We start from the raw sequence: 22,896 nt of genomic DNA, 5'->3' as shown, positions 1-22,896 counted from the left end.
CCGGCGGCGACCGCGGGGGTTCCGCGACGTCGCGATCGCGCCAGACACCCTCCTCGCCGGGTGGCGCCGACCGACCGCCGTGCCCCGGCGTCCAGCCCTCGAGGTACTTGCGCATGAGCCAGTAGCCGCCGGCGAGGCAGCCGACGATGACGGCGAGTTCGGCGAAGCTCACGGCGTATCTCCGGAAACGGTGGCAAGCGGGGCATCGCCGCGCAGGAGGTCGCGGTAGGCGCGCACGCGCTCGAAGGTGTCGCTGCCCGGCTCGTGGAAGACAAGGCGCGCATCGAGATCGGCGGCCATGTGCGCATGTGCCACGGCACGCGTCGGCGCGTCGAGGAACGCGGCGAGATCGTCGGCGGGCGACAGTTTCAGCGACAGCTTGCGGATCAGGTTCGGCGCGACCGGCGGGCAGACCACGCACTCGAACGCGACGAGCGCGTACGCGCCCCAGCCGAGGCCGAGCGCACGCCGCAGCATCGCGAGCCGCACGATCAGCAGCCACACCGACAGCCATGCGAGCAGTGCGACGAGCACGAACACGGGCGTGGTCGCGACGATCAGCGCGACCGGCGTCGCGACGATCACGAGCAGGCCGGACAGCGCGATCCAAGGCGACAGCCGTGCGAGCCGCGCATGCAAGGCGTCGATGCGCGCACGCGCGGTGTCCGCGCCTTCGGGCGGATCGAGTGTGTCGCGCACGCGCCAGGTCACGCGCCACGCACTCGTGAACGGCCACCACGGCGCGAGCATGAGCACGCGCCTGCCGGCCACCCACGGCTGCGACGAGCCGAACGCGATGCGCACGCGGCGCCCGCGTTCGACCACGGCCTCGTTGACGTGCAGCAGCAGCACGCCATCGATCAGGAAGATCAGGACGACCGCCGCGGCGAACTGGATCTCCGCGGACATCCCCATGCTCAGGTCTTGTTGCGGTTGAACAGCTTGCCGAGCAACGCGAACAGGCCGACCGCGCCGCCGACGATGAGCTTCCAGAACTTGGCGAGGAAGCCGGTCTTGGCGGCCACCGCGGCGGCACCGCCGACCACGAGCGCAGCGAGGCCGTACTCGGCGACGCGGTCGCCTTCGCGGTACTCGGCATAGCCTTCGCCGGGCTTGAACGCGAAACCGGCCAGCGAGGTCTTGAACGAGGCGACGTCACGCTGCAGCGTCTCGGGATCGCTGACCAGCGTCGCATTCATGACGCCCGTGCGGCCGAGCAGGCGCACCGTGTAGTTGACCGATTCGCCGTCGGCGCTGCGCAGCTTGAGCGCCCACTCGAGGCGACGCGTCTGCTCGTCGTAATGCGGCGCGACCGCCCAGCCTTCGGTGTGCAGCTCGCCGAGGCCGAGCTGGCGACGGTACTCGTTGGACGGGCCGTCGTTCTCCTTCATCGTCGCGAGCAGCGCATCGGCGTCGATCTTCTCGTCGTCCTTGACGTAGCCGACCGGATCGAACGTGAAGGTCGCCCACCAGTTCTCTTCGGTCGCCACGACGATGTAGTTGCCTTCCTCCGGGATGTTGCCGGTCATCTCGAGGAAGCGCTTGCTGTTGGCCTCGTCGAGGAAGGAAAGCGACTCGGTGGTCTTGATGACGGCCTTCGAGGCGATGTCCTCGGCGGCAGGCCCCTTGTGCCAGTCGAGCGAGGCGAACGGGCTGGCCTCTTCGGCCTGGGTGTCCTGGGCGAGGACGGGTGCGCTCGACAGCGCGACGGCGAGAGCCAGCAGCAACGACTTCATCGGGAAACTCCTTCCTGGTGCCATCCGGGACGTGGGTTGAGGGGACACGACGACATCCGCGCCGGCCTTCGGCCCGCGAACGTCGCGCTCGTGTTGTCCCCGACGCGCAGGATATCAGCGCGGCCAATCGCACGGTGAGCGCACGATCACGTGATCCACGCGACGTGGTACCGCGACAGGCCACGAGGGGCACGGCCCCGACACGATGCGCAGCGCGTCACTCCACGCGCACGCGCCAGACGAGTTCGTGTGCCGGCGCACCCTTTTCCCAGGGCCGACGGTACTGCAGGCGCAGTTCGGTCTCGCCCGCCTTGACCGCACGGTAGCGGTACGTCGCCGTGGTCGGGCTGCCGATGCGGCGATCGGCCGGCGGCACCGGCACCGGCGTCACGCCCCCCTCGGGGCTTGCGAGGCGATCCATCACGAGCACGCCGCGGCCGTCGTCGACGCGCTGCCACGCGTAGCCGGTCGATGCGTTGCCCTGCACGCGCACGACGAGCACGTCGCCGGCCGCGACCTCGACGATCGCGTCCGCGGGGCCGGCGACGAGATCGACCTCGGCAGCCCGTGCGAACGGGATCGCGCTCCACACGAGAATGGCGTACGTCAGGTGTCGGAACATGCGCGGCTCCCTGTCGCGGCGAGCGCCGAGCTTAGCGCACTGCTGTCCGGGGAAAGTTCGAAGCGAACGCTCGAAAACGTTGCCACGTCAGCTTTCCGGCAAAGAATGCCGGCATGCCGACTCGTTCTCGCGGCAACACCGCATCGCGCACGTTCTTCCCTTCTCCCTCCGGGAGAAGGTGGCCCGAAGGGCCGGATGAGGGTCCGGAATCGTGACGATGATCAGACGTAGTCTCGATCCCGCCCCCTCTCCCGGAGGGCGAGGGGCTCGAGCGCAACGCCATTGCGGGAGGACGCGTCGAGCCTGTGAAGTCGCACGATGCCGAGCGCGGGGAACGACGACGCGGCAACTCCGCTGCCGGCGCGACGCGGTCCGCAGGTTTTCCCGGGACAGCAGTGGAACTTGGCGCGCATGGCCTCCGGCATTGGCGAAGTGCAACACGGCTGCGCGACAATCGCGACCTGCCTTGCGCGTTGCCTCCATGACCCTCTTCCGCCTGTTCGCCAGCCTGCTCGCCGTGCTCGCCACGGCCTGCACGTCCATCGTTTGCCGCGAGGCCCCGCCGTCGTCGCTGCTCGCCTCGGACGCGCCGCTCATCCTCGTCTCGATCGACGGTTTCCGTGCCGACTACCTCGATCGCGGCTTCACGCCGACGCTCGCGCATCTCGGTGCGGAGGGCGTGCGCGCAGGCTTCATGCGTCCCTCGTTCCCGTCGCTGACGTTCCCGAACCACTACACGCTGATCACGGGCCTGCGGCCGGACCGCAACGGCATCGTCGCGAACATGATGGAGGACGCCTCGATCCCGGGTCAGACTTTCCGGGCGACCAACCGCGAAGCCATCGGCGACGCGCGCTGGTGGGACGGCGCGACGCCGCTGTGGACGACGGCGCAGCGCGCCGGCCTGCGCACCGCGACGGTGTTCTGGCCGGCGTCCGAGGCGCCCGTGCACGGCGCGCATCCGGACCAGTGGCTGCCGTTCGATCCGACGATGACGCCCGATGCGCGCGTCGACACGCTGCTGGCCTGGCTCGACGTGCCGGTCGAGCGTCGTCCGCGCTTCATGACGCTGTACTTCGACGGCATCGACAAGGCCGGCCATCACTACGGACCGGGCTCGCCCGAAGTCGACGCCGAGCTGCGCCGCGTCGACGCCGCAGTCTCGCGCCTGCTTGACGGCCTCGCGGCGCGCGGCCTGCGCGAACGCGCCAATCTCGTCGTCGTGTCCGACCATGGCATGGCCTCCACGTCGCCCGAGCGCGTGATCCGCCTCGACGACGTCGTGCCGCTCGACGACGTCCACGTGGTGATGTGGGGCGTGCTCACCGGGCTCGTGCCGAAGGTCGGCAGCGAGACGCTGGTCGAGCGCCGCCTGCTCGCCCCGCACGAGCACATGACCTGCAGGCGCAAGTCCGAACTGCCACCCGAACTGCACTACGGCCGGCATCCACGCGTGCCGCCGCTGCTATGCATCGCCGATCACGGCTGGATCATCTTCAGCCACGCGATCATGGCGCGCAAAGATCACTTCTCGCTCGGCGAGCACGGCTACGCGACCGACCACCCGGACATGCGCGCGATCTTCATGGCCTCGGGTCCCGCGTTCGCGAAACGGCGCGTGATCGCGCCTTTCGACAACGTCGACGTCTACCCGTTGCTCGCACGCGTGCTCGGCGTGACACCGGAGCCGAACGACGGCGACCTCGCCGAGGTCGCCGACGCGCTCGCGGTACCGCCGGACGCCGCGCGTCAGACCGCTGCAGCGAGGCGTTCGACGACCGCCTTGTAGCGGCGCGCGATGCGCGTCGCATCCCGGTGCACGCCGTCGGCGACGACCTTCTCGCCTTCGACGTAGACGTCGCGCACGAGGTTCGTGTTGCCCGCGAACAGCCAGGTATCGACGAGGTGCGCGGCATCGCGTCCCGCGAGCAGCGGCGAGCTGTCGTCGAGCACGAGCAGGTCCGCGCGAGGACCCAACGTGCGCGTCGCGCGGTCGCCGCCTTCGAACCACCCGGTCGCCACGCCGGCCGCCTGGGCACCTCCCGCAAGCGCCGCCGCGAACAGCTTCTCGCCCGTGCTCGGGGTGCGCAGGTCGGCCGAGACGTTGCGATGCCGCGTGACGAGACGCTGCCCGTACTCGAGCCAGCGCAGGTCCTCGACCGGCGACACCGAGATGTGGCTGTCCGAACCGATGCCGATCACGCCGCCCTCGTCGAGGTAGGCCCGCAGCGGGAACAGGCCGTCGCCGAGGTTGGCCTCGGTGGTCGGGCACAGTCCGGCGACCGCGCCGGTCGCGGCGAGGCGCGTGGTCTCGCCCTCGTCGAGATGGGTCGCGTGCACGAGGCACCAGCGCCGGTCGACGGGAGCGTTGTCGAGCAGCCATTCGACCGGGCGTGCGTCGCGCACGGCGAGGCAGTCCTGCACTTCGCCGATCTGTTCGGCGATGTGGATGTGGATCGGCATGTCGACGGCTGGCGTGCCGTCGCGCGACGGCGCCATCGCGGCGATGCCGTCGAGCACGGCACGCATCGCCGACGGCGGCACCGCGCGCAGCGAGTGCAGCGCGATGCCGACGCGCACGCGTGGACTTTCGGCCATGCGCAGGCGCTCGACGAGACGCAGGAAGCCGTCGACGTCGTGCGCGAAGCGACGCTGGCGTTCGCCGAGCGGACGGCCGTCGAAGCCGCCGGTCATGTACAGCGTCGGCAGCAGCGTGAGGCCGATACCGGCCTCCTGCGCGGCGTCGATGATCGCAAGCGCCATCGCGGCCGGATCGGCGTAGGGCCGACCGTCGGGCTGATGATGCAGGTAGTGGAACTCGCAGACGTGCGTGTAGCCGGCCGCGAGCATCTCGACGTAGAGCTGGCTCGCGATCGCGCGCAGGTCGTCGGGGCCGACCCGACCCGCGAACGCGTACATGACCTCGCGCCAGGTCCAGAAACTGTCCTGCGCATCGCCACGGCGTTCGGCGAGACCGGCCATCGCACGCTGGAACGCGTGCGAATGCAGGTTCGGCATGCCCGGCACGACCCAGCGTCCGAGCGGCTCGGCGCCGTCGCGCGGCGACGACGGCGCGGCCTCGAGCAGCGCACCGCGCAGCAGGTCGCCTTGGTCGATCTCGAAGCGCACGTCGCGTGCCCAACCCTGCGGCAGCCAGGCGTGTTCGGCGTGGAAGAGTCGGTTCGGCATGCGCGGCTCCGGAAGTCGATCCGTGATTATCCCCGTTCCCGCCGCGGCGGCGGAAGCACGGCGTTCTGCGATACTCCGGGCATGACCGATCCGACTCCCGACGGCCGCTGGGACGGCCTCCTGCTCGATTGCCGCCTCGCCACGATGCAGGCGGGCGACACACCGTTCGGCACCATCGAGGATGCCGCGCTCGGTTGGCACGACGGCCGCATCGTGTTCGCGGGACGTGCCGCCGACCTTCCCGGCGATCCTGCGACGCTCGCGCGCCACGTCGACCACGCCGGCGGTGCCTGGATCACGCCCGGCCTCGTCGACTGCCATACGCACCTCGTATTCGGCGGCCACCGCGCGCGCGAGTTCGACCTTCGCCTCAACGGCGCGACCTACGAGGAGATCGCACGAGCGGGCGGCGGCATCGCCTCGACCGTGCGCGCGACGCGCGCTCTCGACGACGATGGCCTGCTCGCCCAGGCCCTGCCACGCGCACGCGCACTCGTGCGCGACGGCGTCACGACGATCGAGATCAAGTCCGGCTACGGCCTCGACCTCGACAGCGAGCTGCGCATGCTGCGCGTCGCGCGACGCATCGGCGAGGTGCTCGGCATCGGCGTGCGCACGACCTTCCTCGGCGCGCACGCGCTGCCGCCCGAGTACGCGGGGCGCCAGGACGCCTACGTCGACCATCTCTGCGACACGATGCTGCCCGAGCTCGCGCGCAGCGGGCTCGCCGACGCCGTCGACGCGTTCTGCGAGTCGATCGCGTTCTCGCCCGCGCAGACGCGCCGCGTGTTCGAGGTCGCACGCGCACACGGCCTGCGCGTCAAGTTGCACGCGGACCAGTTGTCCGACCTCGGCGGCGGCGCGCTGAGCGCCGCGTTCGACGGACTCTCGGCCGACCACATCGAACACACCAGCGTCGAAGGCGTGCGCGCGATGGCCGCGGCCGGCACCGTCGCCGTGCTGCTGCCCGGGGCGTTCTATGCGTTGCGCGACACCCATCTGCCACCGATCGCGGCCCTGCGCGAGCACGGCGTGCCGATGGCCGTCGCGACCGACCTCAACCCGGGCACCTCGCCGCTGCTGTCGTTGCGCCTCGCGATGAACATGGCGTGCACGCTGTTCCGGCTCACGCCGGAAGAGGCCCTGCGCGGCGCGACAACGCACGCTGCCCGCGCCCTCGGCCTCGACGACCGCGGCCGCCTCGAAACCGGCCTGCGCGCCGACTTCACGGTCTGGGACGCCGACCATCCCGCCGATCTCGCCTACTGGATCGGCGGCACGCTCGCGCGGCGCGTGGTCGCGGGCGGTCGCGACGTGTTGCCGGCGTGAGCCTTCCTGCCGCCTTGCGCGAGCCATGCGGCCTCGCGCTGCAGGGCGGCGGTGCGCACGGCGCGTTCACCTGGGGCGTACTCGATCGCCTGCTCGAAGCCGGCGTACCGGCGTTCGAAGCGGTCAGCGCGACGAGCAGCGGCGCGATGAACGCGCTGGCGCTCGCGCAGGGATGGATGGACGGCGGCCACGACGGCGCGCGCGAGGCCCTCGCGACGCTGTGGTCGCGCATCGCGGCATCGTCGGGTGCGGCACGCTGGATCGTCGATGCTGCGACATTCCCGGGCGGCCGCGAGACGCTGCTCGGCCTGCACCGCTACTTCACGCCGCGCCAGATGAACCCGCTCGGCCTCAATCCGGTGCGGCGCATCGCCGAGGAGCTGTTCGACTTCGAGCGCCTGCGCACGGACACGCCCTTCCCGCTGCACCTGGCCGCGACGCGCGTTCGCGACGGCGCGCTCGTGATGTTCGGCCCGGATCACCTGAGCCTCGACGCCCTGCTCGCCTCGACCTGCCTGCCGCAGGTGTTCGCGCCGGTGATGATCGACGGCGAGGTCTACTGGGACGGCGGTTGGGCCGGCAATCCGGTGCTCGAGCCGCTCGTGCACGAGGGCCGCGCGACGCGCGTGCTGTGCGTGCTCGTGCAGGGCTTCCAGCGACCGATTCCCGAGAGCGCCGGCGCGATCCTCGAACGCGTCGCCGAGCTCGGCTTCTCGGCGGCGTTCCTGCGCGAGCTGCGCACGCTCGCCCTGACGCGGCGCTCGCTCGAAGGCGTGCTCACGCTGAGCGGCCTCGGCCGCCGCATCCGCCGCCTGCGCGTGCACGCGATCGAGCCCGGCGACTCGCTCGATGCGCACCACGCGAAGACGCGCATGGACACGCGCGAAGCGTTCCTTCACGACCTGCGCGACCTCGGCCGCGAGCGCGCCTCGGCATGGCTGGACGCGGCCGCGCACGGCGAGCCCGTGGACCTGCTCGACCTGGCGACGAGCGCTCCTGCCTGAACGGACCAAGGTGCCTGCTCCAGTGCGGCACCCTCGGGCGCCGCGTGACGAGCCATCGTCCATCCACCAACGAAAAAGCCCCGCCGAGGCGGGGCTTTCCGGGATCACGCCGGTGGCGTGGATCAGGCGCTCTTCTTGGCCGCCGTCTTCTTCGCGGGAGCAGCAGGCTTCTTGGCCGCGGCCGCCTTCACGGGCGCCGCGCCGGCCGGCTTCGCACCCGTGGCCTTCTTGGCCGCGTGCGGACGCGTGTTGCCGTAGCTGCGGATTGCGATCTTGCCCTTGCGGGTCTTGCGGTCACCACTGCCCATGGTTTCTCCAATACGGGTCGAACAACGAAGGTCGCGCAGGATAGCAGCGCGGCGGCAAAGCGCAAGCCGCCGGCGTGGAGGTGCCCCTGCCCCGGGAATGCCGCCGAGCGGCTCGCTTCAGGTGGCGGGAGCGGCAGCACCGGCGCAGCCGCGATGCACGCATTCGCCGTCGTCCTCGATCTGCACCGTCGCGTGCTCGATGCGGAAACGGTCGCGCAGCAGTTTCTGCACCGCAGCCAGCGCGGCACCGTGCACGGCGCCTTCGCGCAGGATCACGTGCAGCGTGGCGACACGGGAGCCGCCCGAGAGCTGCCAGACGTGCACGTGGTGGACGCCACGCACGTCCGCCACGCCCTCGACCAGCGCCTTGGTGACGGCGTCGATCTCGACGTCGTCAGGCACGCCTTCGAGCAGGATGTGGGCACAGCGCCGCAGCAATCGGATCGCACTGTTGAGGATCAGCAGCGACACGAAGATCGAGATCGCGGGATCGGCCCACAGCCAGTCGAGCCAGCGCACGAGCAGCGCGGCCGTGACCGCGCCGATCGAACCGAGCAGGTCGCCGATCACGTGCAGGCGCGCACCGGCCGTGTTGACGTCGTCGTGGTGATGGCCGCCGAGCACGTTGAGCACGATGACGTTGACCACGAGGCCGGCCAGCGCGACGAAGAACATCGTGCCCGACAGGATCGGCACCGGCTCGAGCACGCGCATGACCGCCTCGAACGCGATCCACGCGACGAGGAACACCTGGGTCAGCGCATTCGTGTAGCCGACCAGCACCTCGAGGCGCTGGTAGCCGAAGCTGCGGCGCGCGTCGGCCGGCTTGCGCGCGAAGTGCGCGCCTAGCCACGCGAACAGCAGCGCGGCCGCGTCGACCAGCATGTGGGCCGCATCGGCCAGCAGCGCGAGCGAGCCCGAGACGATGCCGCCGACCGCCTCGGCGACCAGCATGACGAGCGTGAGCGCGAACGCCCACAGCAGCTTGCGCTCGCTGCGCGGCGATCCGTCGTGCGCGTGGCCATGGTCGTGGCCGTGATGGGCATGACCCTCATGGCCATGGCCATGCGCGTGGTCGTGAGGATGATGGTGGTGCATGCGGCGTGCTGGCGATGGCTGCCGACGATGCTAGGTGCCGGCGACGCCGTTACACAATGACGGTCAGTGGTTGCAGGCGGGACCGTGCACGTGCGCCTGCGCGAGGCGCAGGTTCACGAGATGCGCGAGCGCGACGAGCGTGCCGCCGATGCTGACGAGGATCGCGTGGCCGGTCGGACTGGCGTGGTCGCCGTCGATGACGAGCCCGCAGACCAGCAGCGCGATGCCCGGTGCGAGGAACCACAGCGCACGCAGGCTGCCGTGCTGGCGCCAGCCCACCGCGAGGCTCAGCGAGGCGAGCACGATCGCAAAGCCGACGAATGCGCGCTCGAACGCGTGATCGGCAAGGAACGCGAGACCGAGGGCTGGCAGCACGCCGAACACGACCGGCAGGAGCGCGCAGTGGATCGCGCAGAGGAACGACGCCGTCGCGCCGAAGCGGTCGACGAACCGGCTCCAGCGCGATGCGGAACGTGGCATGTCCATGAACATCGAAGAATACCTCACCCGTCATCTGGGGCACCGGGGTCGCACCTCAAGGGGCGTGACTTCCGGCATCCGGCTTGCCATCTAGATACGTTATACCATAACGTTAATCGCACGTCGCCGAGCGCGACGACGAACGCCTCCCGTTGCAAGCCCCAAGGATCCCGAATGCGTCCCAAGCTCCGCTCCCTGACCTGGTCCGTCCATGTCGCCCTGATCTCGTCGCTCGCCTGCGGCCCCGCCTTCGCGCAGGCCCTCGTGCAGGACGGCGACAGTGGCAAGGACGACGCCCTTCCCGTCGTCACCGTCTCCGCGCTCGCGCTCGGCGAAGACCCCGACACGATCGCGGTGCCTTACAGCATCGTCGACCGCGACACGCTGCTGAAGAACGGCCAGGGCACGATCGGCGACGCGCTCAACGGCCTGCCCGGCGTGCATTCGGACTCGTTCGGCGGTGGCGCGAGCCGACCCGTGATCCGTGGCCAGACCGCCCCGCGCACGAAGGTGCTCTCGGACGGCGCGTCGATCCTCGACGCCTCCGACATCTCGCCCGACCACGCGACCACCGTCGATCCGCTGCTCGCGCAGCGCGTCGAGGTGCTGCGTGGCCCGGCCACGCTGCTGTACGGCAATGGCGCGGTGGGCGGCGTGGTCAACATCCTCGACAACAAGATCCCGTCGGCGATGCCCGAGGGCGGCATCGACGCCTCGCTGGCCGTGCGCGGCAACAGCGTCGCCAACGAGCGCGCCGCCGCGGTCGACCTGACCGCGCAGCTCGGTTCGCAGCTCGCCTTCCACCTCGAGCACTCCACGCGCGACGCCGACGACTACAAGGCGCCGGGCTGGGAGGACCCGCGCGTCGCCGGCACCGCGGCCGCGTCGTCGAACTCGAGCGTCGGCCTGTCGTGGATCACGCCGAACGGCCATGTCGGCATCGCCTATTCGTACCGCAACGACGACTACGGCCTGCCCGGCCACAACCACGAATACGAAGGCTGCCATCCGCACGGCAGTGCCCTGCACTGCGGCGACCACGAGGGCGGTGGCGACGACGGCCACGATCACGACCACGAACACGGCGACGAACCGCCGCCGACGATCGACCTGGTCAGCAAGCGCGTCGACGTGCGCGGCGAGTATCGCGATCCGTTCGCGGGCGCGAGCCGCATCCGCTTCCGCATGAGCGACACCGACTACCGCCATCGCGAGATCGAGGACGGCGAAACCGCGACCACGTTCATCAACCGCGGCCAGGAAGGCCGCGTCGAGATCGAGCACGTGCCGCTCGGCAACTGGACCGGCGTGATCGGCCTGCAGCATTCGGACACGACGTTCAGCGCCGAGGGCGAGGAATCGTTCATGCCCAAGGTCGACACGCGCTCGACCGGCCTCTTTCTCGTCGAGCACTACCAGCTCAACGACGCCTGGCACTTCGAGGCCGGTGCGCGCCACGAGTGGCTCGAGCACAAGCCCGTCGACGACCCGCGTGCACGCACCGCATTCGACGACACCGCGACCTCGTTCTCGGGCGCGGCGATCTGGGAGTTCACGCCGGGCTACGCGCTGACGCTGTCGGCGGCACGCTCCGAACGCCTGCCGCACGCACAGGAGCTCTACGCGCGCGGCATCCACCTCGCCACCAACACCTACGAGTGCGGCCTGCTGCCGAGCGCACTGACCTGCGGCGGCGCGGCCAACGACGCCTCGATCAAGACCGAGACCTCGCGCAACGTCGAACTGTCGCTGCGCAAGACCGCGGGCGACCTCACCTTCAGCGTCGGCGCGTTCCACAACGACGTCGACCACTACATCTACGCGCGCACGCTGGACCAGTACGAGGATTTCCGCCTCATCAAGTACACGCAGAATGATGCCGAGTTCATCGGCCTCGAGGCCGAGGCGACCTACCAGTTCACCGGCAACTTCTCGGCAACGCTGTTCGGCGACAGCGTGCGTGCCAAGTTCACCGACGGCAGCGGTAATCTGCCGCGCATCCCGGCCATGCGCGTCGGCACGCGCCTCAACGGAAGCTGGAACGCGTTCGGTGCCGAGCTCGAGGCCTATCACGTGGCCAAGCAGGACGATATCGCCGATTTCGAGACGGTCTCGCCGGCTTACGACATGGTCAACCTCACGCTGAGCTACGCGCTCGGCGAGTCGGGCAACAGCAGCGTGTACCTGCGTGGCAGCAACCTGCTCGACGAGAAGGTGTGGAACCACACCTCGTTTCTCGCCAGCGTGGTGCCGATGCCGGGCCGCAGCATCAGCGCCGGCTTCCGCGTCGGTTTCTGACCCGGTGTCGCTGTACGACCGCCTGACCGCGCTCCACGGCGACCTGCCGTGGGGCGCGGTGCTCGATGCCGGCACCGGCCGCGCCTCGATGCGCTGGCTGCTCGATCGCCCGACCGAACGCTGGACCGCGGTGACCGGCTCGCATGCGATGGCCGAGGCCACGCAGACCGAGATCGGCGATCGCGCCCGCGAGCAGGATCGCGTCGTGGTCGGCAACTGGATGGATCCGGAGCTGCTCGCCGGCGAGCGATTCGATGTGGTCGTCGCCGACTACCTGCTCGGCGCGGTCGAAGGCTTCGCGCCGTATTGGCAGGATCGCCTTTTCGCACGCCTGCGCCCGCACGTCGGCAGGCGCCTCTACGTGATCGGACTCGAGCCCTACGTGGTCTGGCGTCCCGACGACGAGGCCGGGCGCCTCGTCCACGCGATCGGCCGCCTGCGCGACAGCTGCCTGCTTCTCGGTGGCGATCGCCCCTACCGCGAGTACCCGCTCGACTGGGTGCTGCGCCAGCTCGACCTCGCCGGTTTTCGCGTGCGCGACGTACAGCGTGTGCCGATCCGCTACGGCGAGCGCTTCGTCACCAGCCAGCTCGACCTCGCCTCGCTAGCGATCGACGCCCTGCCCGACCGCGCACTCGCGGCCGCGCTGCAGGGCCGCATCGCCGACCTTCGCGCGCATGCGCTCGCCGTGGTGAATCGTGAAGGCGGCCTGCGCCACGGCCACGACTACGTGATCGCGGCGGAACCCTGAAGCGATGACAGGCGCGGCGATGCCGCGCCGGGAGTGCTCAGCGGCAGTCGGCGCAGAGGCCGTGCACTTCGAGCGTCTGGCCGACCGGATGGAAACCGTGCTCGCGGGCCTGCGTGTTGAGCAGCCTGGAGACACGCTGGTCGCAGATCTCGATCGCGGACGAACACTTGTCGCAGATCAGGAACGGCACCTGGTGCGCCTCGCCGGGATGGTGGCAGCCGACGAAGGCATTGATCGACTCGAGCTTGTGGATGAAGCCGTTCTCGAGCAGGAAATCGAGCGTGCGGTAGACCGTGGGCGGCGCCGCGGTACCCGGACCGTCCTTGATGCGGTCGAGCAGATCGTAGGCCTTGACCGGCTTCTCCGACTCGGCGACGAGCTCGAGCACGCGCAGGCGCAGCGGCGTCAGGCGCAGGCCGCGCTCGTCGCAGGCACGCGTCACGCTGCTCACGAAGCCGTGGGCATCGTGGTGATGGGCGTGGTCGTCGTGCGGCTTCGTGGCGGACAAGGACATCTCGGCGTGCGTGGCGCGGGCATCGATCATAACATCGGCCCGCGAACGCTCAGGGTGGCGGTGGCGGCGTCGGCGCGTCGATGTCGAGGCCGCAATGCGGGCAACGCCTGCGCCCGAGTGGATTCGGCGTCGCGCACCGCGGACATGCGGGCGGCCGCGGCTTCTGCAAGGCGACGACGATCCAGCCGATCGGCCCGAGCAGCGTGCCCCACAGCACGCCGGCGAGCCAGCGGCCGCGCCACCAGCCGATCAGCGCGCCGACCGCCACGCACAGCAGCGTGAGCCCGGTCGCCCACAACCACACCATCGGGCTGAGCAGGAAGTGGATGCACCCCCACAACGCGACCTGCAAGGCCTCGGGATCGCCTGCGTCGAAGCGCAGGATCGTCGCGAGGTCGCAGGACAACGCCATGGTCATCCCCCGGCTTTCGCGATCGCCGCGTCGACGCGGCGCAGCGCCTCGTCACGCCCCGCGAGGAACACCGTGTGGTCGATCGACGGCGACACCTGGGTGCCCGTGATGGCGACGCGCAGCGGCTGCGCGACCTTGCCCATGCCTTCGCCGATCGCGGCCGCCGCGGCTTCGATCGCGCCATGCACCGAGGCGACGCTCCATTCAGGGAGTTCCGCGAGCTGCGCGTGCACGGCCTTGAGTGCCGGCAGCGCGGTCGCCGCACCGAAGTGCTTGGCGGCCGCGGCCTCGTCGTAACCCTGCAGCGGCGCGTACCAGACGCGCGCCTTCTCGGCCATCTCCTTGAGCGTCTGCGCGCGCTCGCGCAGCGCGACGATCACGTCGGCCGGCTCGGGGCCGGTATCCGGATCGATGCCGGCGGCGCGCAGATGCCAGGTGAAATGCGGCACGAGCTCGAGCGGATCGTCGCTCTTGAGGTATTGCTGGTTGAGCCAGGACAGCTTCTCGAGGTCGAAGCGCGAGGCCGCGCGGTTGACGTCGGCGATGTCGAACAGCTCGATCATCTGCTCGCGCGAGAAGATCTCCTGGTCGCCGTGCGACCAGCCAAGCCGCACGAGGTAGTTGAGCAGCGCGTGCGGCAGGAAGCCGTCGTCGCGGTACTGCATGACGCTGACCGCGCCGTGGCGCTTGCTGAGCTTCTGGCCATCCGGGCCGAGGATCATCGGCAGGTGCGCGAACACCGGCACCTCGGCGCCGAGTGCCTGGTAGACGTTGATCTGGCGCGGCGTGTTGTTGACGTGGTCGTCGCCGCGGATCACCTCGTTGATGCGCATGTCGATGTCGTCGACGACGACCGCGAAGTTGTAGGTCGGGTAACCGTCGGAGCGGAACAGCACGAGGTCGTCGAGCTCCTCGTTGCTCCACTCGATGCGACCCTTGACCTTGTCGTCGAACACGACACTGCCCGCGGCCGGGTTCTTGAAGCGGATCACGCGGTTCGGATCGTCGCGGTACGGCTCGTTGCGGTCACGGTAGTAGCCGTTGTAGCGGGGCTTGAGGCCCTTGGCCATCGCGTCGGCGCGCATCGCCTCGATCTCGTCCTTGGTCTCGTAGGCGTAGTACGCCTTGCCGGCCTTGAGCAGGTCCTCGGCGACCTGGCGGTAGCGGTCCATGCGCAGGGTCTGGTAGTACGGACCCTCGTCGTGCTCGAGGCCGAGCCACGCCATGCCGTCGAGGATCGCCTGCACGGCTTCCTGCGTGGAGCGCTCGCGGTCGGTGTCCTCGATGCGCAGGATGAACTCGCCACCGCGATGGCGCGACTCGAGCCAGCAGTAGAGCGCGGTGCGCGCGCCACCGATGTGGAGGTAGCCGGTGGGACTCGGGGCGAAGCGGGTTCTGACGGTCATGGGCGCGTACGGCGGGAAAACGAGGCGCGCGAGAGTACCAGAGGCGCCCCTGCGGCCGTGAACGAGCCCCCCCCTCGGGACATGCGTGGCGCGGTCTGCACATGGCGACGGAGAGAACCCCGTCTGGGGGACACGGACCGTGTACCTCCCGCGACCGCACGCGAGGCGCGCTGTCATTCGGGCGTGCCAGAATAATCCGCTCGACACACCCCATGATGCTGGAACGGCATGCCTCCGATGCTTCCGCGACTCACCCTCATCGCGACGTCCCTCCTGCTTGCGTCCTGCGCGTCGACCGGCTCGCCGCGACGCGACGACGGCGCGCGCGCGACGCTCGCGATCCTCGAATCGACCGACGTGCACAGCAACGTGCTCGGCTACGACTATTACAAGCTCGCCGCGGACGACTCGCTCGGCTTCGAGCGCCTCGCCACGCTCGTGCGCGAGGCGCGCCGCGAATTCCCGAACACGCTGCTGTTCGACGGCGGCGACACGATCCAGGGCACCGCGCTGGCCGACTGGCAGGCACGCGGCGAACCGCTCGCCTGCGACGAGAAGCTCGCGATGTACAAGGCGATGGACGCGCTCGGCTACGACGGCGCGACGATCGGCAACCACGAGTTCAACTACGGCCTGCCGTTCCTCGCCCAGGTCACCGCGACGCCGCGCGCGGCCGCCGCCGACGGTGCACGTCGTTGCCACGGCCCCGACTTCCCGCTCGTGCTCTCGAACGTGTTCGATGCGCGCGATGGCACGCCGCTGTTCGCGCCGACCGCGCTGCTTACGCGCACGATCGAGGCGCGGGACGCGCAGGGCCGTACGGTCGAGCTGCCGATCAAGGTCGGCATCATCGGCTTCACGCCGCCGCCGATCATGGTCTGGGACAAGTCCAACCTGACCGGCAAGGTCACCGTGAAAGGCCTCGTCGAGGCCGCGCGCGAATACGTGCCGCAGTTGCGCGCGCAAGGTGCCGATCTCGTCGTCGCGATCTCGCACGGCGGCATCGATCCCGGTCCGTACACGGCCGACATGGAGAACGCGAACTGGCATCTCGCCCAGGAGCCCGGCATCGACGTGCTGCTGCTCGGCCATTCGCACCAGGCCTTCCCCGATCCGGGCAACGCGAACTCGCGCTTCGCGGCCATGCCCGGCGTCGACAACACGCGCGGCTTCATCCACGGCAAGCCCGCCGTGATGGGCGGTTTCTGGGGCAAGAGCCTCGGCGTCGTCGAACTCGCACTCGAACGGCGCGACGGACGCTGGACGATCGACACGGCCGCCACGCACTCGCAGGTGCGCAGCATCCGCACCGCGGATGGCCGCAGCGTGCCACCCGATCCGGCGATCGCCGAAGTCGTACGCACCGAGCACGAGGCCACGATCCGCTACGTGTCGGCACCGATCGGCACCAGCGATTTCGCGATGACCAGCCATTTCGCCTCGGTCGGCGACGTGAGCGCACTGCAACCGGTCAACTCGGCCCAGCGCGCCTACGTGAAGGCGCTCGTCGACGCGAGTCATCCGGAACTCGCCGGCATCCCGATCCTCTCGGCCGCGGCACCGTTCAAGCTCGGTTTCGGCGGCGCCACCGATTTCACGGAGATCCCGGCCGGCACGCTCGCGATCCGCAACGCGGCCGACCTCTACCTCTATCCGAACACGGTCGCCGTGGTGAAGACCGACGGCACCGGCCTGCGCGCCTGGCTCGAGCATGCCGCGGGCTATTTCAACCGCATCGATCCGGCGCGCCGCGAGCCGCAGGAACTCGTCGACCGCACGTTCGCGGGCTACAACTTCGACGTTCTGCAGGGCGACCTGCGCTACGTCGTCGACATCACCCGCCCGCGCGGCGAGCGCATCGTCGAACTCGTGCACGCCGGCAAGCCGGTCGATCCGAAGCAGACGTTCCTCGTCGTCACCAACAACTACCGCGCCAGCGGTGGTGGGGGATTCCCTGGCGTCGACGGTTCGAGCACGGTCATCGATGCGCCGGACATGAACCGGCAGGTGCTGATCGACTGGATCCGCGCCAGGGGAAACCTCACGCGCGCAAACGATGCCTCCGATCGGCCTTGGCGCTTCGCGAGCGTACGCACGGCGGGTCCGGTGACGTTCCGTTCGGCCGCCGGAAAGCTCGAGCTTGCGCAGGGCGCGGGCCTGCGCGGCCTCCGCGAACGCTCGCGCGACGCCGACGGCATGGCCACCTACGAGGTCGACCTCGGCGCGCCGTGACGGCGCGCACGCACGGGTGAACCCGCGGTTGCCGAGCGCTCGCGGACGGCACAGACTGCGCGACCGGCCAGGCACGGTCGCCCGGCGCGAGGCCTTCTCATGACGATGCGCATGATGCGCAAGCAACGACTCGCCGTCGCCCTGGCGCTCGCGCTGGCCGGCGCACCGCTCGCGGCGGAGGCCGTGGCGGTGCCGCTGTCGTGGCCGCTGCCCGGCGAGGATCGCAGCGCGCCAACCCCGTTGCGCGCCGCGATGGAAGCGATGCGCAGCACGAAGCCGGCACACCGGGAGCATCGCGCCGCGCGCATCGCGGTGACGCGCTGCGACGACGACGACCAGCCCGGCAGCCTGCGTCACGCGGTCGCGAACGCGATGAGCGGCGATCTCGTCGATCTCGGCGAACTCGCCTGCAGCACGATCACGATCGGTGACCAGCTCGAATCGACCGCCGACGACCTGTGGCTGCGCGGCCCCGGTGCCGATGCGCTCGTGATCGACGGTGGCGGCGCGGACCGCATCCTGTTCCAGCGCGGCGTCGGCACGCTCACGATCGAGAACCTCACCTTCGCGAACGGCCGCGTCGTCGCCGAAGGCACCGACATCGCCTACGGCGGCTGCATCGCCGCGGCGGGTTACGTCAAGCTCGTCGGCGCCGTCATGCGCGACTGCGAGGCGCGCGGCGTCGGCGCCTACGGCGGCGCGATCCTGTCGGGTGGCCTCGTCATGAAGGGCAGCACGATCTCGGGCAATACCGCCTTCGGAGACCATGCAACCAACGGGACGGCGGCCTACGGTGGCGGTGCGTTCGTCTACGGCATCGACATGGTCGACAGCACGATCAGCGGCAACCGCGCGATCGGCACGCACAATCCGCCGATGTCGCACTGGGAGATCGGCGGTGGACTGTTCGTCGCACGCAGCGGCGGCCTCGTCGAACGCTCCACGATCGCCGGCAACTATGCGATGCGCTACGGTGGTGGCATCGCCCAGGAGGACGCACTGGTCGTGCGCAACAGCACGATCTCGGGCAACGTCGCGCGCGACGACGACGGTGGTGGCGTACGCATCCGCCAGACGACCGCCGCGACGTTCGAGAACACGACGATCACCGCCAACCATGCGGGCCGTTTCGGCGGTGGCGTGTCGTTCCGTTTCTTCGCGACCTCGCAAGGACTGTCGAGCACGATCATCGCGGGCAACACCTCGGGCGACGGCAGCGACCTCGCCGCCGAGACCGAGCTGGCGCTGACCGGCTCGCACAACCTCGTCGGCAACGCGCAGGCCACGGTCGGGCTGCCTGCGGACACCCTCACGGGCGATCCGCGCCTGCTGCCCCTGGCCGACAACGGCGGGCGTACACGCACCCACGCGCTCGCCGCGGACAGCCCGGCCCTCGACGCCGGCACGAATGCCGGCGAACTCGCGAGCGACCAGCGCGGCTTCGGCTTCACGCGCGTCGCCGGGGCGGCGCCCGACATCGGCGCATTCGAGCGCCAGGGCGCCGCGCCGGTGGGTGACGTCGTGGCGCTGCCCGCACTCGGCGCCGCAACCGCGACATGGCTTGCGATCGCACTCGGCATGCTCGGCGGGCTTGGCCTGCGAAGGCGCACACGCTCCGGCTGAGGCCACGCGCGGCGACGCGCCGCGATTGCACGATCGAGAACCATCCCCATATGCCGTCCGTGCCCACGCCCGAAGCCACCACGCCCGAACGCCGGACCACGCTCGTCGAGGCGTTCCGGCGCATGGCGCCGGACCTGTGGACGTACCGCTGGCGCATCGGTCTCGCCCTCGTGTTCCTCGTGGTCGCCAAGCTCGCGACGATCGGCGTGCCGCTCGTGCTCAAGGAGCTCGTCGACGCGCTCGACGTGGATCCCCTGCCCGTCGCCGCGCCGCTCATGCTGCTGGTCGCCTATGGCGCGCTGCGGCTGTCGACGACGCTGTTCCAGGAATTGCGCGGCGTCGTGTTCGCGCGCGTGCTCGCGCGCACGTCGCGGCGCATCACGCTGCGCGTGTTCGAGCACCTGCACGCGCTGAGCCTGCGCTTCCACCTCGACCGCCGCACCGGTGGAGTAGCACGCGACGTCGAGCGCGGCATGACGGCCGTGTCGGACCTGCTCGACTGGACCATCTACACGATCCTGCCGACGCTGCTCGAAGTGACCGTGGTCTGCACGATCCTCGTCGTGCGCTACGACTGGGGCTTCGCGATCATCACGCTGGCCACGCTCGCGGCGTTCATCGCGTTCACTTTCGCGATCACCGAATGGCGCCTGCGCTACTACCGCGCGGCCAACGAAGCCGACAGCCAGGCCAACACCCATGCGGTCGACTCGCTGCTCAACTACGAGACGGTCAAGTACTTCGGCAACGAAGGCCACGAGCAGCGTCGCTACGACGCGAGCCTCGTGCGCTACGAGGAAGCCACCGTCAAGAGCCTCAAGACGCTGGCCGTGCTCAACGTCGGCCAGGCCACGATCGTCTCGACCGGGCTCGCGTTGCTGCTGTGGCGCGCCGCGGAAGGCGTGGTCGCGGGCACGATGACGCTGGGCGACCTCGTGCTCGTCAACGCGTTCCTGATCCAGCTCGCGATGCCGCTCAACTACCTCGGCATGGTCTACCGCGAGATCAAGCAGGCGCTGACCAACCTCGAGCGCATGTTCGGCCTGCTCGACGAGCACCAGGACGTCGCCGATCGTCCAGACGCGCGTGCGCTCGCGGTACGCGGCGGCGAAGTGCGCTTCGAGCACGTCGACTTCGGCTACGACGCCAACCGCGCGATCCTGCACGACGTCGACGTGATGATCCCGGCCGGCCGCACGCTCGCGGTCGTCGGCACGACCGGCGCGGGCAAGTCGACGCTCGCGCGGCTGCTGTTCCGCTTCTACGACGTCAGCGGCGGACGCATCACGATCGACGGCCAGGACCTGCGCGACGTGACCCAGCGCTCGCTGCGCGACGCGATCGGCATCGTTCCGCAGGACACGGTGCTGTTCAACGACACGATCCGCTACAACATCGCCTACGGCCGTCCCGGCGCGACGCAGGACGAGATCGTCGAGGCGGCGCGCGCGGCGCACGTGCACGCGTTCATCGAGTCGCTGCCCGACGGCTACGACACCAAGGTCGGCGAGCGCGGCCTCAAGCTGTCGGGCGGCGAGAAGCAGCGCGTCGCGATCGCGCGCACGCTGCTCAAGGATCCGGCGATCCTCGTCTTCGACGAGGCCACCTCGGCGCTCGACACGCGCACCGAGAAGATCATCCAGGCCGAGCTCGCCGACATCGCGCGCCAGCGCACGACGCTCGTGATCGCGCATCGCCTGTCGACGATCGTGCACGCCGACGAGATCATCGTGCTCGAGCACGGCCGCATCGTCGAACGCGGCACGCACGCGCAGCTGCTCGCGCACGAAGGCCGTTACGCACAGCTCTGGACGATGCAGCGACGCGAAGATGCGGGCGCGAACGAGGTGCTGCAGCCCGCGTGATCACGTGCGACGATGACGTCGTCGTGCGCATCACGCGATGCTTCGCGAAGAATGTTCGCGGAAAGTGTTGACGACCTCCCCGCTACTCACTATTCTCTTGCGCCTCCCGGGGCCATAGCTCAGCTGGGAGAGCGCTACAATGGCATTGTAGAGGTCGGCGGTTCGATCCCGCCTGGCTCCACCAGATTCAAAGGTTTCTCTATACGTCCCCATCGTCTAGAGGCCCAGGACACCGCCCTTTCACGGCAGTAACAGGGGTTCGAATCCCCTTGGGGACGCCAGGGAAACCTCGCTTCGGCGAGGCTCTCTGGAGAGACTGAAGCGGTTGGCGCAGGATGCGCAAAGAGGAAAATGCGGAGCGGTAGTTCAGTTGGTTAGAATGCTGGCCTGTCACGCCGGAGGTCGCGGGTTCGAGTCCCGTCCGCTCCGCCACTTTTCCAAGGTTGCACGCGGTGCCCGATGCCATCGGTCACCGACAAGCCCCGCCCTCGCGGGGTTTTTTGTGGGCGCGTCACGGCGCGCCGACGACATGGAGCGACACACGCAGGACGCTGCGAAACGCGTGGAGCGGTAGTTCAGTTGGTTAGAATGCTGGCCTGTCACGCCGGAGGTCGCGGGTTCGAGTCCCGTCCGCTCCGCCATCGCTATACCGGACCCCGCCACGGCGGGGTTTCGCGTTTCAGGGCCGCGCACTCCGTCCCGACTGTTTCGACGGGGACGACACAGCATCGCGCCCGCGCACGTCGATGTGCGCCGCTCGGCGGTCTATCGTCATCCTGACGCCCGCACTCCCGTCGGGCCTTCGCGATCACGCCATGTCCCTCCCGATGCGTTACACGTCCGGTCCCCTGCAACCGTTCGGCGGGCAAGGCCTTTCGATGCGCCTGCGCCTTCCGCTGCCGACGCAGCCGCGCGGCCTGCTCGTGCTGCTGCACGGTGTCGGCGGCAACGAGACCAACCTCGCCGCGCTCGGCGGCGAGGTCGACGAGGCCATCGTCGTCGTGCACGCACGCGGTCCGCGCGCGCTCGGTCCGGACCAGTTCGGCTGGTTCCGCGTCGGCTTCACGCCGAGCGGCCCGCAGATCGACGCCGACGAGGCCGAGGCCAGCCGGCGGCTGCTCGTCGAGGCGATCGCGGCGTTCCAGTCACAGCATGGCCTCGCCGCGCGCGACACCGTCGTCGCCGGCTTCAGCCAGGGCGGCATCCTCTCGGCGAGCGTGGCCTTGTCGGCGCCGGAACGCGTGGCCGGCTTCGGCCTGCTGTGCGGACGCATCCTGCCCGAACTCGCACCGCGGATCGCATCACGCGAGGACCTCGTCGGCCTGCGTGCGTTCGTGGGCCACGGCCGCGAGGACACCAAGCTGCCCGTCGCGTGGGCGCAGCGTGCCGCAGCGCAGCTCGACACGCTCGGCGTGACACATGAAACCCATCTGTACCCCGGCGGCCACGGCATCGACGCCGCGATGCGCGACGACCTGCTGGCCTGGCTCGACCTCGTGCTGCCGGCGCGCCGCGCGGCCGCGTGAAACGCCTCAGACCGCCTCGCGCACGCTGCTGTCGAGCGATGCGGGAGCCGGCTCGAGCGTGCCGATCGAATGCCCCTGGCCGGCGAGGTACTCGAGCCAGCGGTTGAGGAACGAGTTCATGCGCACGCGACGCTGGAACACGTTGCGCGCGGGCGGCAGCGGACCGAGCACGCGCGAAAGATATGGGTCGGCGTGGTAGCGCAGCACCTCGGCGACGTGGGCATCGCGGTACATGCGCAGGTAGGCCGATGGTGCCGGCTGGCCGGTCTCGCCGTCGACGAACGCGTAGGTCATGTGCAGGTCGAGCGTGTAGCGGTGGTGCTCGATGACTTCGACACAGACGTCGAGCTGGTCGTCGACCGACGACACGTAACGCCCCGCGGCGAGGCGCTGCGGCGCGAACAGCTTCGCGAGGCGGTGGTAATTCTCCGCGTACATGCCCATGAGCCAGGCGAAGCGGCTCGGGAGCAGCGTGTCGCGATCGTTGAACGGGCTCGACATGG

General features: G+C 69.9%; 20 protein-coding genes and 4 tRNA genes. 13 read left to right on the top strand and 11 right to left on the bottom strand.

The genetic code is table 11. The features are described from left to right. Positions 1 to 168 precede the first annotated feature (168 nt). The 3 genes from ACQQ2N_RS16350 to ACQQ2N_RS16340 all read right to left on the bottom strand — a co-directional run bounded on the left by ACQQ2N_RS16350 (position 169) and on the right by ACQQ2N_RS16340 (position 2,358). Complete coding sequence (locus tag ACQQ2N_RS16350) at positions 169 to 915, bottom strand: hypothetical protein (RefSeq protein ID WP_440222635.1); 747 nt, start codon at positions 913 to 915, stop codon at positions 169 to 171. 2 nt (positions 916 to 917) lie between these two features. Further along, positions 918 to 1,736: a DUF2167 domain-containing protein gene (locus ACQQ2N_RS16345; RefSeq protein ID WP_440222634.1), complete on the bottom strand. Its 819-nt coding sequence runs from the start codon at positions 1,734 to 1,736 to the stop codon at positions 918 to 920. 217 nt (positions 1,737 to 1,953) lie between these two features. Continuing rightward, positions 1,954 to 2,358 carry a protease inhibitor I42 family protein gene (locus tag ACQQ2N_RS16340; protein WP_440222633.1) on the bottom strand — a complete coding sequence of 135 codons (405 nt, stop codon included), beginning with the start codon at positions 2,356 to 2,358 and terminating at the stop codon, positions 1,954 to 1,956. A gap of 481 nt (positions 2,359 to 2,839) precedes the next feature. On the opposite strand from ACQQ2N_RS16340, the gene ACQQ2N_RS16335 reads away from it, so the two are divergent. Beyond that, positions 2,840 to 4,147 carry an alkaline phosphatase family protein gene (locus tag ACQQ2N_RS16335; RefSeq protein ID WP_440222632.1) on the top strand — a complete coding sequence of 436 codons (1,308 nt, stop codon included), beginning with the start codon at positions 2,840 to 2,842 and terminating at the stop codon, positions 4,145 to 4,147. Here the strand turns inward: ACQQ2N_RS16335 and ACQQ2N_RS16330 are convergent. After that, complete coding sequence (locus tag ACQQ2N_RS16330) at positions 4,108 to 5,547, bottom strand: formimidoylglutamate deiminase (protein WP_440222631.1); 1,440 nt, start codon at positions 5,545 to 5,547, stop codon at positions 4,108 to 4,110. The two genes, ACQQ2N_RS16335 and ACQQ2N_RS16330, sit on opposite strands and share 40 nt — an antisense overlap. Positions 5,548 to 5,628: 81 nt before the next feature. Here ACQQ2N_RS16330 and hutI point away from each other — a divergent pair, with 81 nt between their 5' ends. Both hutI and ACQQ2N_RS16320 read left to right on the top strand, forming a co-directional pair. Continuing rightward, on the top strand, positions 5,629 to 6,876 hold the full coding sequence (gene hutI / locus ACQQ2N_RS16325; protein ID WP_440222630.1) for an imidazolonepropionase: 1,248 nt from the start codon (positions 5,629 to 5,631) through the stop codon (positions 6,874 to 6,876). Further along, positions 6,873 to 7,880 carry a patatin-like phospholipase family protein gene (locus ACQQ2N_RS16320; protein WP_440222629.1) on the top strand — a complete coding sequence of 336 codons (1,008 nt, stop codon included), beginning with the start codon at positions 6,873 to 6,875 and terminating at the stop codon, positions 7,878 to 7,880. Before hutI ends, ACQQ2N_RS16320 begins: the two co-directional genes overlap by 4 nt. A gap of 122 nt (positions 7,881 to 8,002) precedes the next feature. On the opposite strand, the gene ACQQ2N_RS16315 is transcribed toward ACQQ2N_RS16320, so the two are convergent. From ACQQ2N_RS16315 to ACQQ2N_RS16305, 3 genes are all read right to left on the bottom strand, one after another. Further along, on the bottom strand, positions 8,003 to 8,188 hold the full coding sequence (locus ACQQ2N_RS16315) for a 30S ribosomal protein THX (protein WP_440222628.1): 186 nt from the start codon (positions 8,186 to 8,188) through the stop codon (positions 8,003 to 8,005). A gap of 117 nt (positions 8,189 to 8,305) precedes the next feature. Further along, the gene (locus ACQQ2N_RS16310; protein ID WP_440222627.1) at positions 8,306 to 9,286 is read right to left on the bottom strand and encodes a cation diffusion facilitator family transporter; all 981 of its coding nucleotides are present in this window, start codon (positions 9,284 to 9,286) and stop codon (positions 8,306 to 8,308) included. Between the two features lie 63 nt (positions 9,287 to 9,349). After that, positions 9,350 to 9,766: a MerC domain-containing protein gene (locus tag ACQQ2N_RS16305; RefSeq protein ID WP_440222626.1), complete on the bottom strand. Its 417-nt coding sequence runs from the start codon at positions 9,764 to 9,766 to the stop codon at positions 9,350 to 9,352. Positions 9,767 to 9,940: 174 nt separating this feature from the next. Here ACQQ2N_RS16305 and ACQQ2N_RS16300 point away from each other — a divergent pair, with 174 nt between their 5' ends. Next, positions 9,941 to 12,064, top strand: a complete 2,124-nt coding sequence (locus ACQQ2N_RS16300; RefSeq protein ID WP_440222625.1) for a TonB-dependent receptor domain-containing protein — start codon at positions 9,941 to 9,943, stop codon at positions 12,062 to 12,064. A gap of 4 nt (positions 12,065 to 12,068) precedes the next feature. Continuing rightward, positions 12,069 to 12,815 (top strand): class I SAM-dependent methyltransferase, encoded by a 747-nt coding sequence (locus ACQQ2N_RS16295; RefSeq protein ID WP_440222624.1) that lies wholly within the window; start codon positions 12,069 to 12,071, stop codon positions 12,813 to 12,815. 37 nt (positions 12,816 to 12,852) lie between these two features. Here ACQQ2N_RS16295 and ACQQ2N_RS16290 read toward each other — a convergent pair whose 3' ends face one another. From ACQQ2N_RS16290 to gltX, 3 genes are read right to left on the bottom strand one after another with little or no spacing between them, the layout of a single operon-like run. Further along, positions 12,853 to 13,329 carry a transcriptional repressor gene (locus ACQQ2N_RS16290; protein WP_440222623.1) on the bottom strand — a complete coding sequence of 159 codons (477 nt, stop codon included), beginning with the start codon at positions 13,327 to 13,329 and terminating at the stop codon, positions 12,853 to 12,855. A 49-nt stretch (positions 13,330 to 13,378) separates the two neighbouring features. Then, on the bottom strand, positions 13,379 to 13,741 hold the full coding sequence (locus ACQQ2N_RS16285; protein WP_440222622.1) for a hypothetical protein: 363 nt from the start codon (positions 13,739 to 13,741) through the stop codon (positions 13,379 to 13,381). A 2-nt stretch (positions 13,742 to 13,743) separates the two neighbouring features. Then, positions 13,744 to 15,147 (bottom strand): glutamate--tRNA ligase, encoded by a 1,404-nt coding sequence (gene gltX / locus ACQQ2N_RS16280; RefSeq protein WP_440222621.1) that lies wholly within the window; start codon positions 15,145 to 15,147, stop codon positions 13,744 to 13,746. Between the two features lie 228 nt (positions 15,148 to 15,375). On the opposite strand from gltX, the gene ACQQ2N_RS16275 reads away from it, so the two are divergent. The 8 genes from ACQQ2N_RS16275 to ACQQ2N_RS16240 all read left to right on the top strand — a co-directional run bounded on the left by ACQQ2N_RS16275 (position 15,376) and on the right by ACQQ2N_RS16240 (position 22,393). Further along, a complete protein-coding gene (locus ACQQ2N_RS16275) occupies positions 15,376 to 17,379 on the top strand; it encodes a bifunctional 2',3'-cyclic-nucleotide 2'-phosphodiesterase/3'-nucleotidase (RefSeq protein WP_440222620.1) in 2,004 nt (667 codons plus the stop codon). Positions 17,380 to 17,493: 114 nt separating this feature from the next. Further along, a complete protein-coding gene (locus ACQQ2N_RS16270) occupies positions 17,494 to 19,002 on the top strand; it encodes a choice-of-anchor Q domain-containing protein (RefSeq protein ID WP_440222619.1) in 1,509 nt (502 codons plus the stop codon). A 50-nt stretch (positions 19,003 to 19,052) separates the two neighbouring features. Beyond that, positions 19,053 to 20,867, top strand: a complete 1,815-nt coding sequence (locus ACQQ2N_RS16265) for an ABCB family ABC transporter ATP-binding protein/permease (RefSeq protein ID WP_440222618.1) — start codon at positions 19,053 to 19,055, stop codon at positions 20,865 to 20,867. A gap of 108 nt (positions 20,868 to 20,975) precedes the next feature. After that, positions 20,976 to 21,051, top strand: a tRNA-Ala gene (locus ACQQ2N_RS16260). Positions 21,052 to 21,072: 21 nt separating this feature from the next. Beyond that, positions 21,073 to 21,148, top strand: a tRNA-Glu gene (locus ACQQ2N_RS16255). Positions 21,149 to 21,222: 74 nt separating this feature from the next. Then, a tRNA-Asp gene (locus ACQQ2N_RS16250) sits at positions 21,223 to 21,299 on the top strand. 132 nt (positions 21,300 to 21,431) lie between these two features. Then, positions 21,432 to 21,508 (top strand) — tRNA-Asp (locus tag ACQQ2N_RS16245). A gap of 174 nt (positions 21,509 to 21,682) precedes the next feature. Further along, positions 21,683 to 22,393 (top strand): alpha/beta hydrolase, encoded by a 711-nt coding sequence (locus tag ACQQ2N_RS16240; RefSeq protein ID WP_440222617.1) that lies wholly within the window; start codon positions 21,683 to 21,685, stop codon positions 22,391 to 22,393. A gap of 6 nt (positions 22,394 to 22,399) precedes the next feature. Here the strand turns inward: ACQQ2N_RS16240 and ACQQ2N_RS16235 are convergent, their stop codons facing one another. Further along, a complete protein-coding gene (locus ACQQ2N_RS16235) occupies positions 22,400 to 22,894 on the bottom strand; it encodes a DUF1249 domain-containing protein (RefSeq protein ID WP_440222616.1) in 495 nt (164 codons plus the stop codon). Positions 22,895 to 22,896 lie beyond the last annotated feature (2 nt).

It is taken from the genome of Dokdonella aquatica, from assembly GCF_051987395.1.
Taxonomy (GTDB): Bacteria; Pseudomonadota; Gammaproteobacteria; order Xanthomonadales; family Rhodanobacteraceae; genus Dokdonella.
The sequence above is the reverse complement of the archived record's forward strand: the minus strand, read 5'-3'. Positions and strand labels throughout refer to the sequence as shown.

Excerpts from the sequence above, each read along its gene's own strand:
- ACQQ2N_RS16350 (WP_440222635.1), bottom strand. The coding sequence starts at position 915 with ATGGGGATGTCCGCGGAGATCCAGTTCGCCGCGGCGGTCGTCCTGATC.
- ACQQ2N_RS16345 (WP_440222634.1), bottom strand. The coding sequence starts at position 1,736 with ATGAAGTCGTTGCTGCTGGCTCTCGCCGTCGCGCTGTCGAGCGCACCC.
- ACQQ2N_RS16340 (WP_440222633.1), bottom strand. The coding sequence starts at position 2,358 with ATGTTCCGACACCTGACGTACGCCATTCTCGTGTGGAGCGCGATCCCG.
- ACQQ2N_RS16335 (WP_440222632.1), top strand. The coding sequence starts at position 2,840 with ATGACCCTCTTCCGCCTGTTCGCCAGCCTGCTCGCCGTGCTCGCCACG.
- ACQQ2N_RS16330 (WP_440222631.1), bottom strand. The coding sequence starts at position 5,547 with ATGCCGAACCGACTCTTCCACGCCGAACACGCCTGGCTGCCGCAGGGT.
- hutI (WP_440222630.1), top strand. The coding sequence starts at position 5,629 with ATGACCGATCCGACTCCCGACGGCCGCTGGGACGGCCTCCTGCTCGAT.
- ACQQ2N_RS16315 (WP_440222628.1), bottom strand. The coding sequence starts at position 8,188 with ATGGGCAGTGGTGACCGCAAGACCCGCAAGGGCAAGATCGCAATCCGC.
- ACQQ2N_RS16310 (WP_440222627.1), bottom strand. The coding sequence starts at position 9,286 with ATGCACCACCATCATCCTCACGACCACGCGCATGGCCATGGCCATGAG.
- ACQQ2N_RS16305 (WP_440222626.1), bottom strand. The coding sequence starts at position 9,766 with ATGCCACGTTCCGCATCGCGCTGGAGCCGGTTCGTCGACCGCTTCGGC.
- ACQQ2N_RS16300 (WP_440222625.1), top strand. The coding sequence starts at position 9,941 with ATGCGTCCCAAGCTCCGCTCCCTGACCTGGTCCGTCCATGTCGCCCTG.
- ACQQ2N_RS16290 (WP_440222623.1), bottom strand. The coding sequence starts at position 13,329 with ATGTCCTTGTCCGCCACGAAGCCGCACGACGACCACGCCCATCACCAC.
- ACQQ2N_RS16285 (WP_440222622.1), bottom strand. The coding sequence starts at position 13,741 with ATGGCGTTGTCCTGCGACCTCGCGACGATCCTGCGCTTCGACGCAGGC.
- gltX (WP_440222621.1), bottom strand. The coding sequence starts at position 15,147 with ATGACCGTCAGAACCCGCTTCGCCCCGAGTCCCACCGGCTACCTCCAC.
- ACQQ2N_RS16275 (WP_440222620.1), top strand. The coding sequence starts at position 15,376 with ATGCCTCCGATGCTTCCGCGACTCACCCTCATCGCGACGTCCCTCCTG.
- ACQQ2N_RS16270 (WP_440222619.1), top strand. The coding sequence starts at position 17,494 with ATGCGCAAGCAACGACTCGCCGTCGCCCTGGCGCTCGCGCTGGCCGGC.
- ACQQ2N_RS16265 (WP_440222618.1), top strand. The coding sequence starts at position 19,053 with ATGCCGTCCGTGCCCACGCCCGAAGCCACCACGCCCGAACGCCGGACC.
- ACQQ2N_RS16240 (WP_440222617.1), top strand. The coding sequence starts at position 21,683 with ATGTCCCTCCCGATGCGTTACACGTCCGGTCCCCTGCAACCGTTCGGC.
- ACQQ2N_RS16235 (WP_440222616.1), bottom strand. The coding sequence starts at position 22,894 with ATGTCGAGCCCGTTCAACGATCGCGACACGCTGCTCCCGAGCCGCTTC.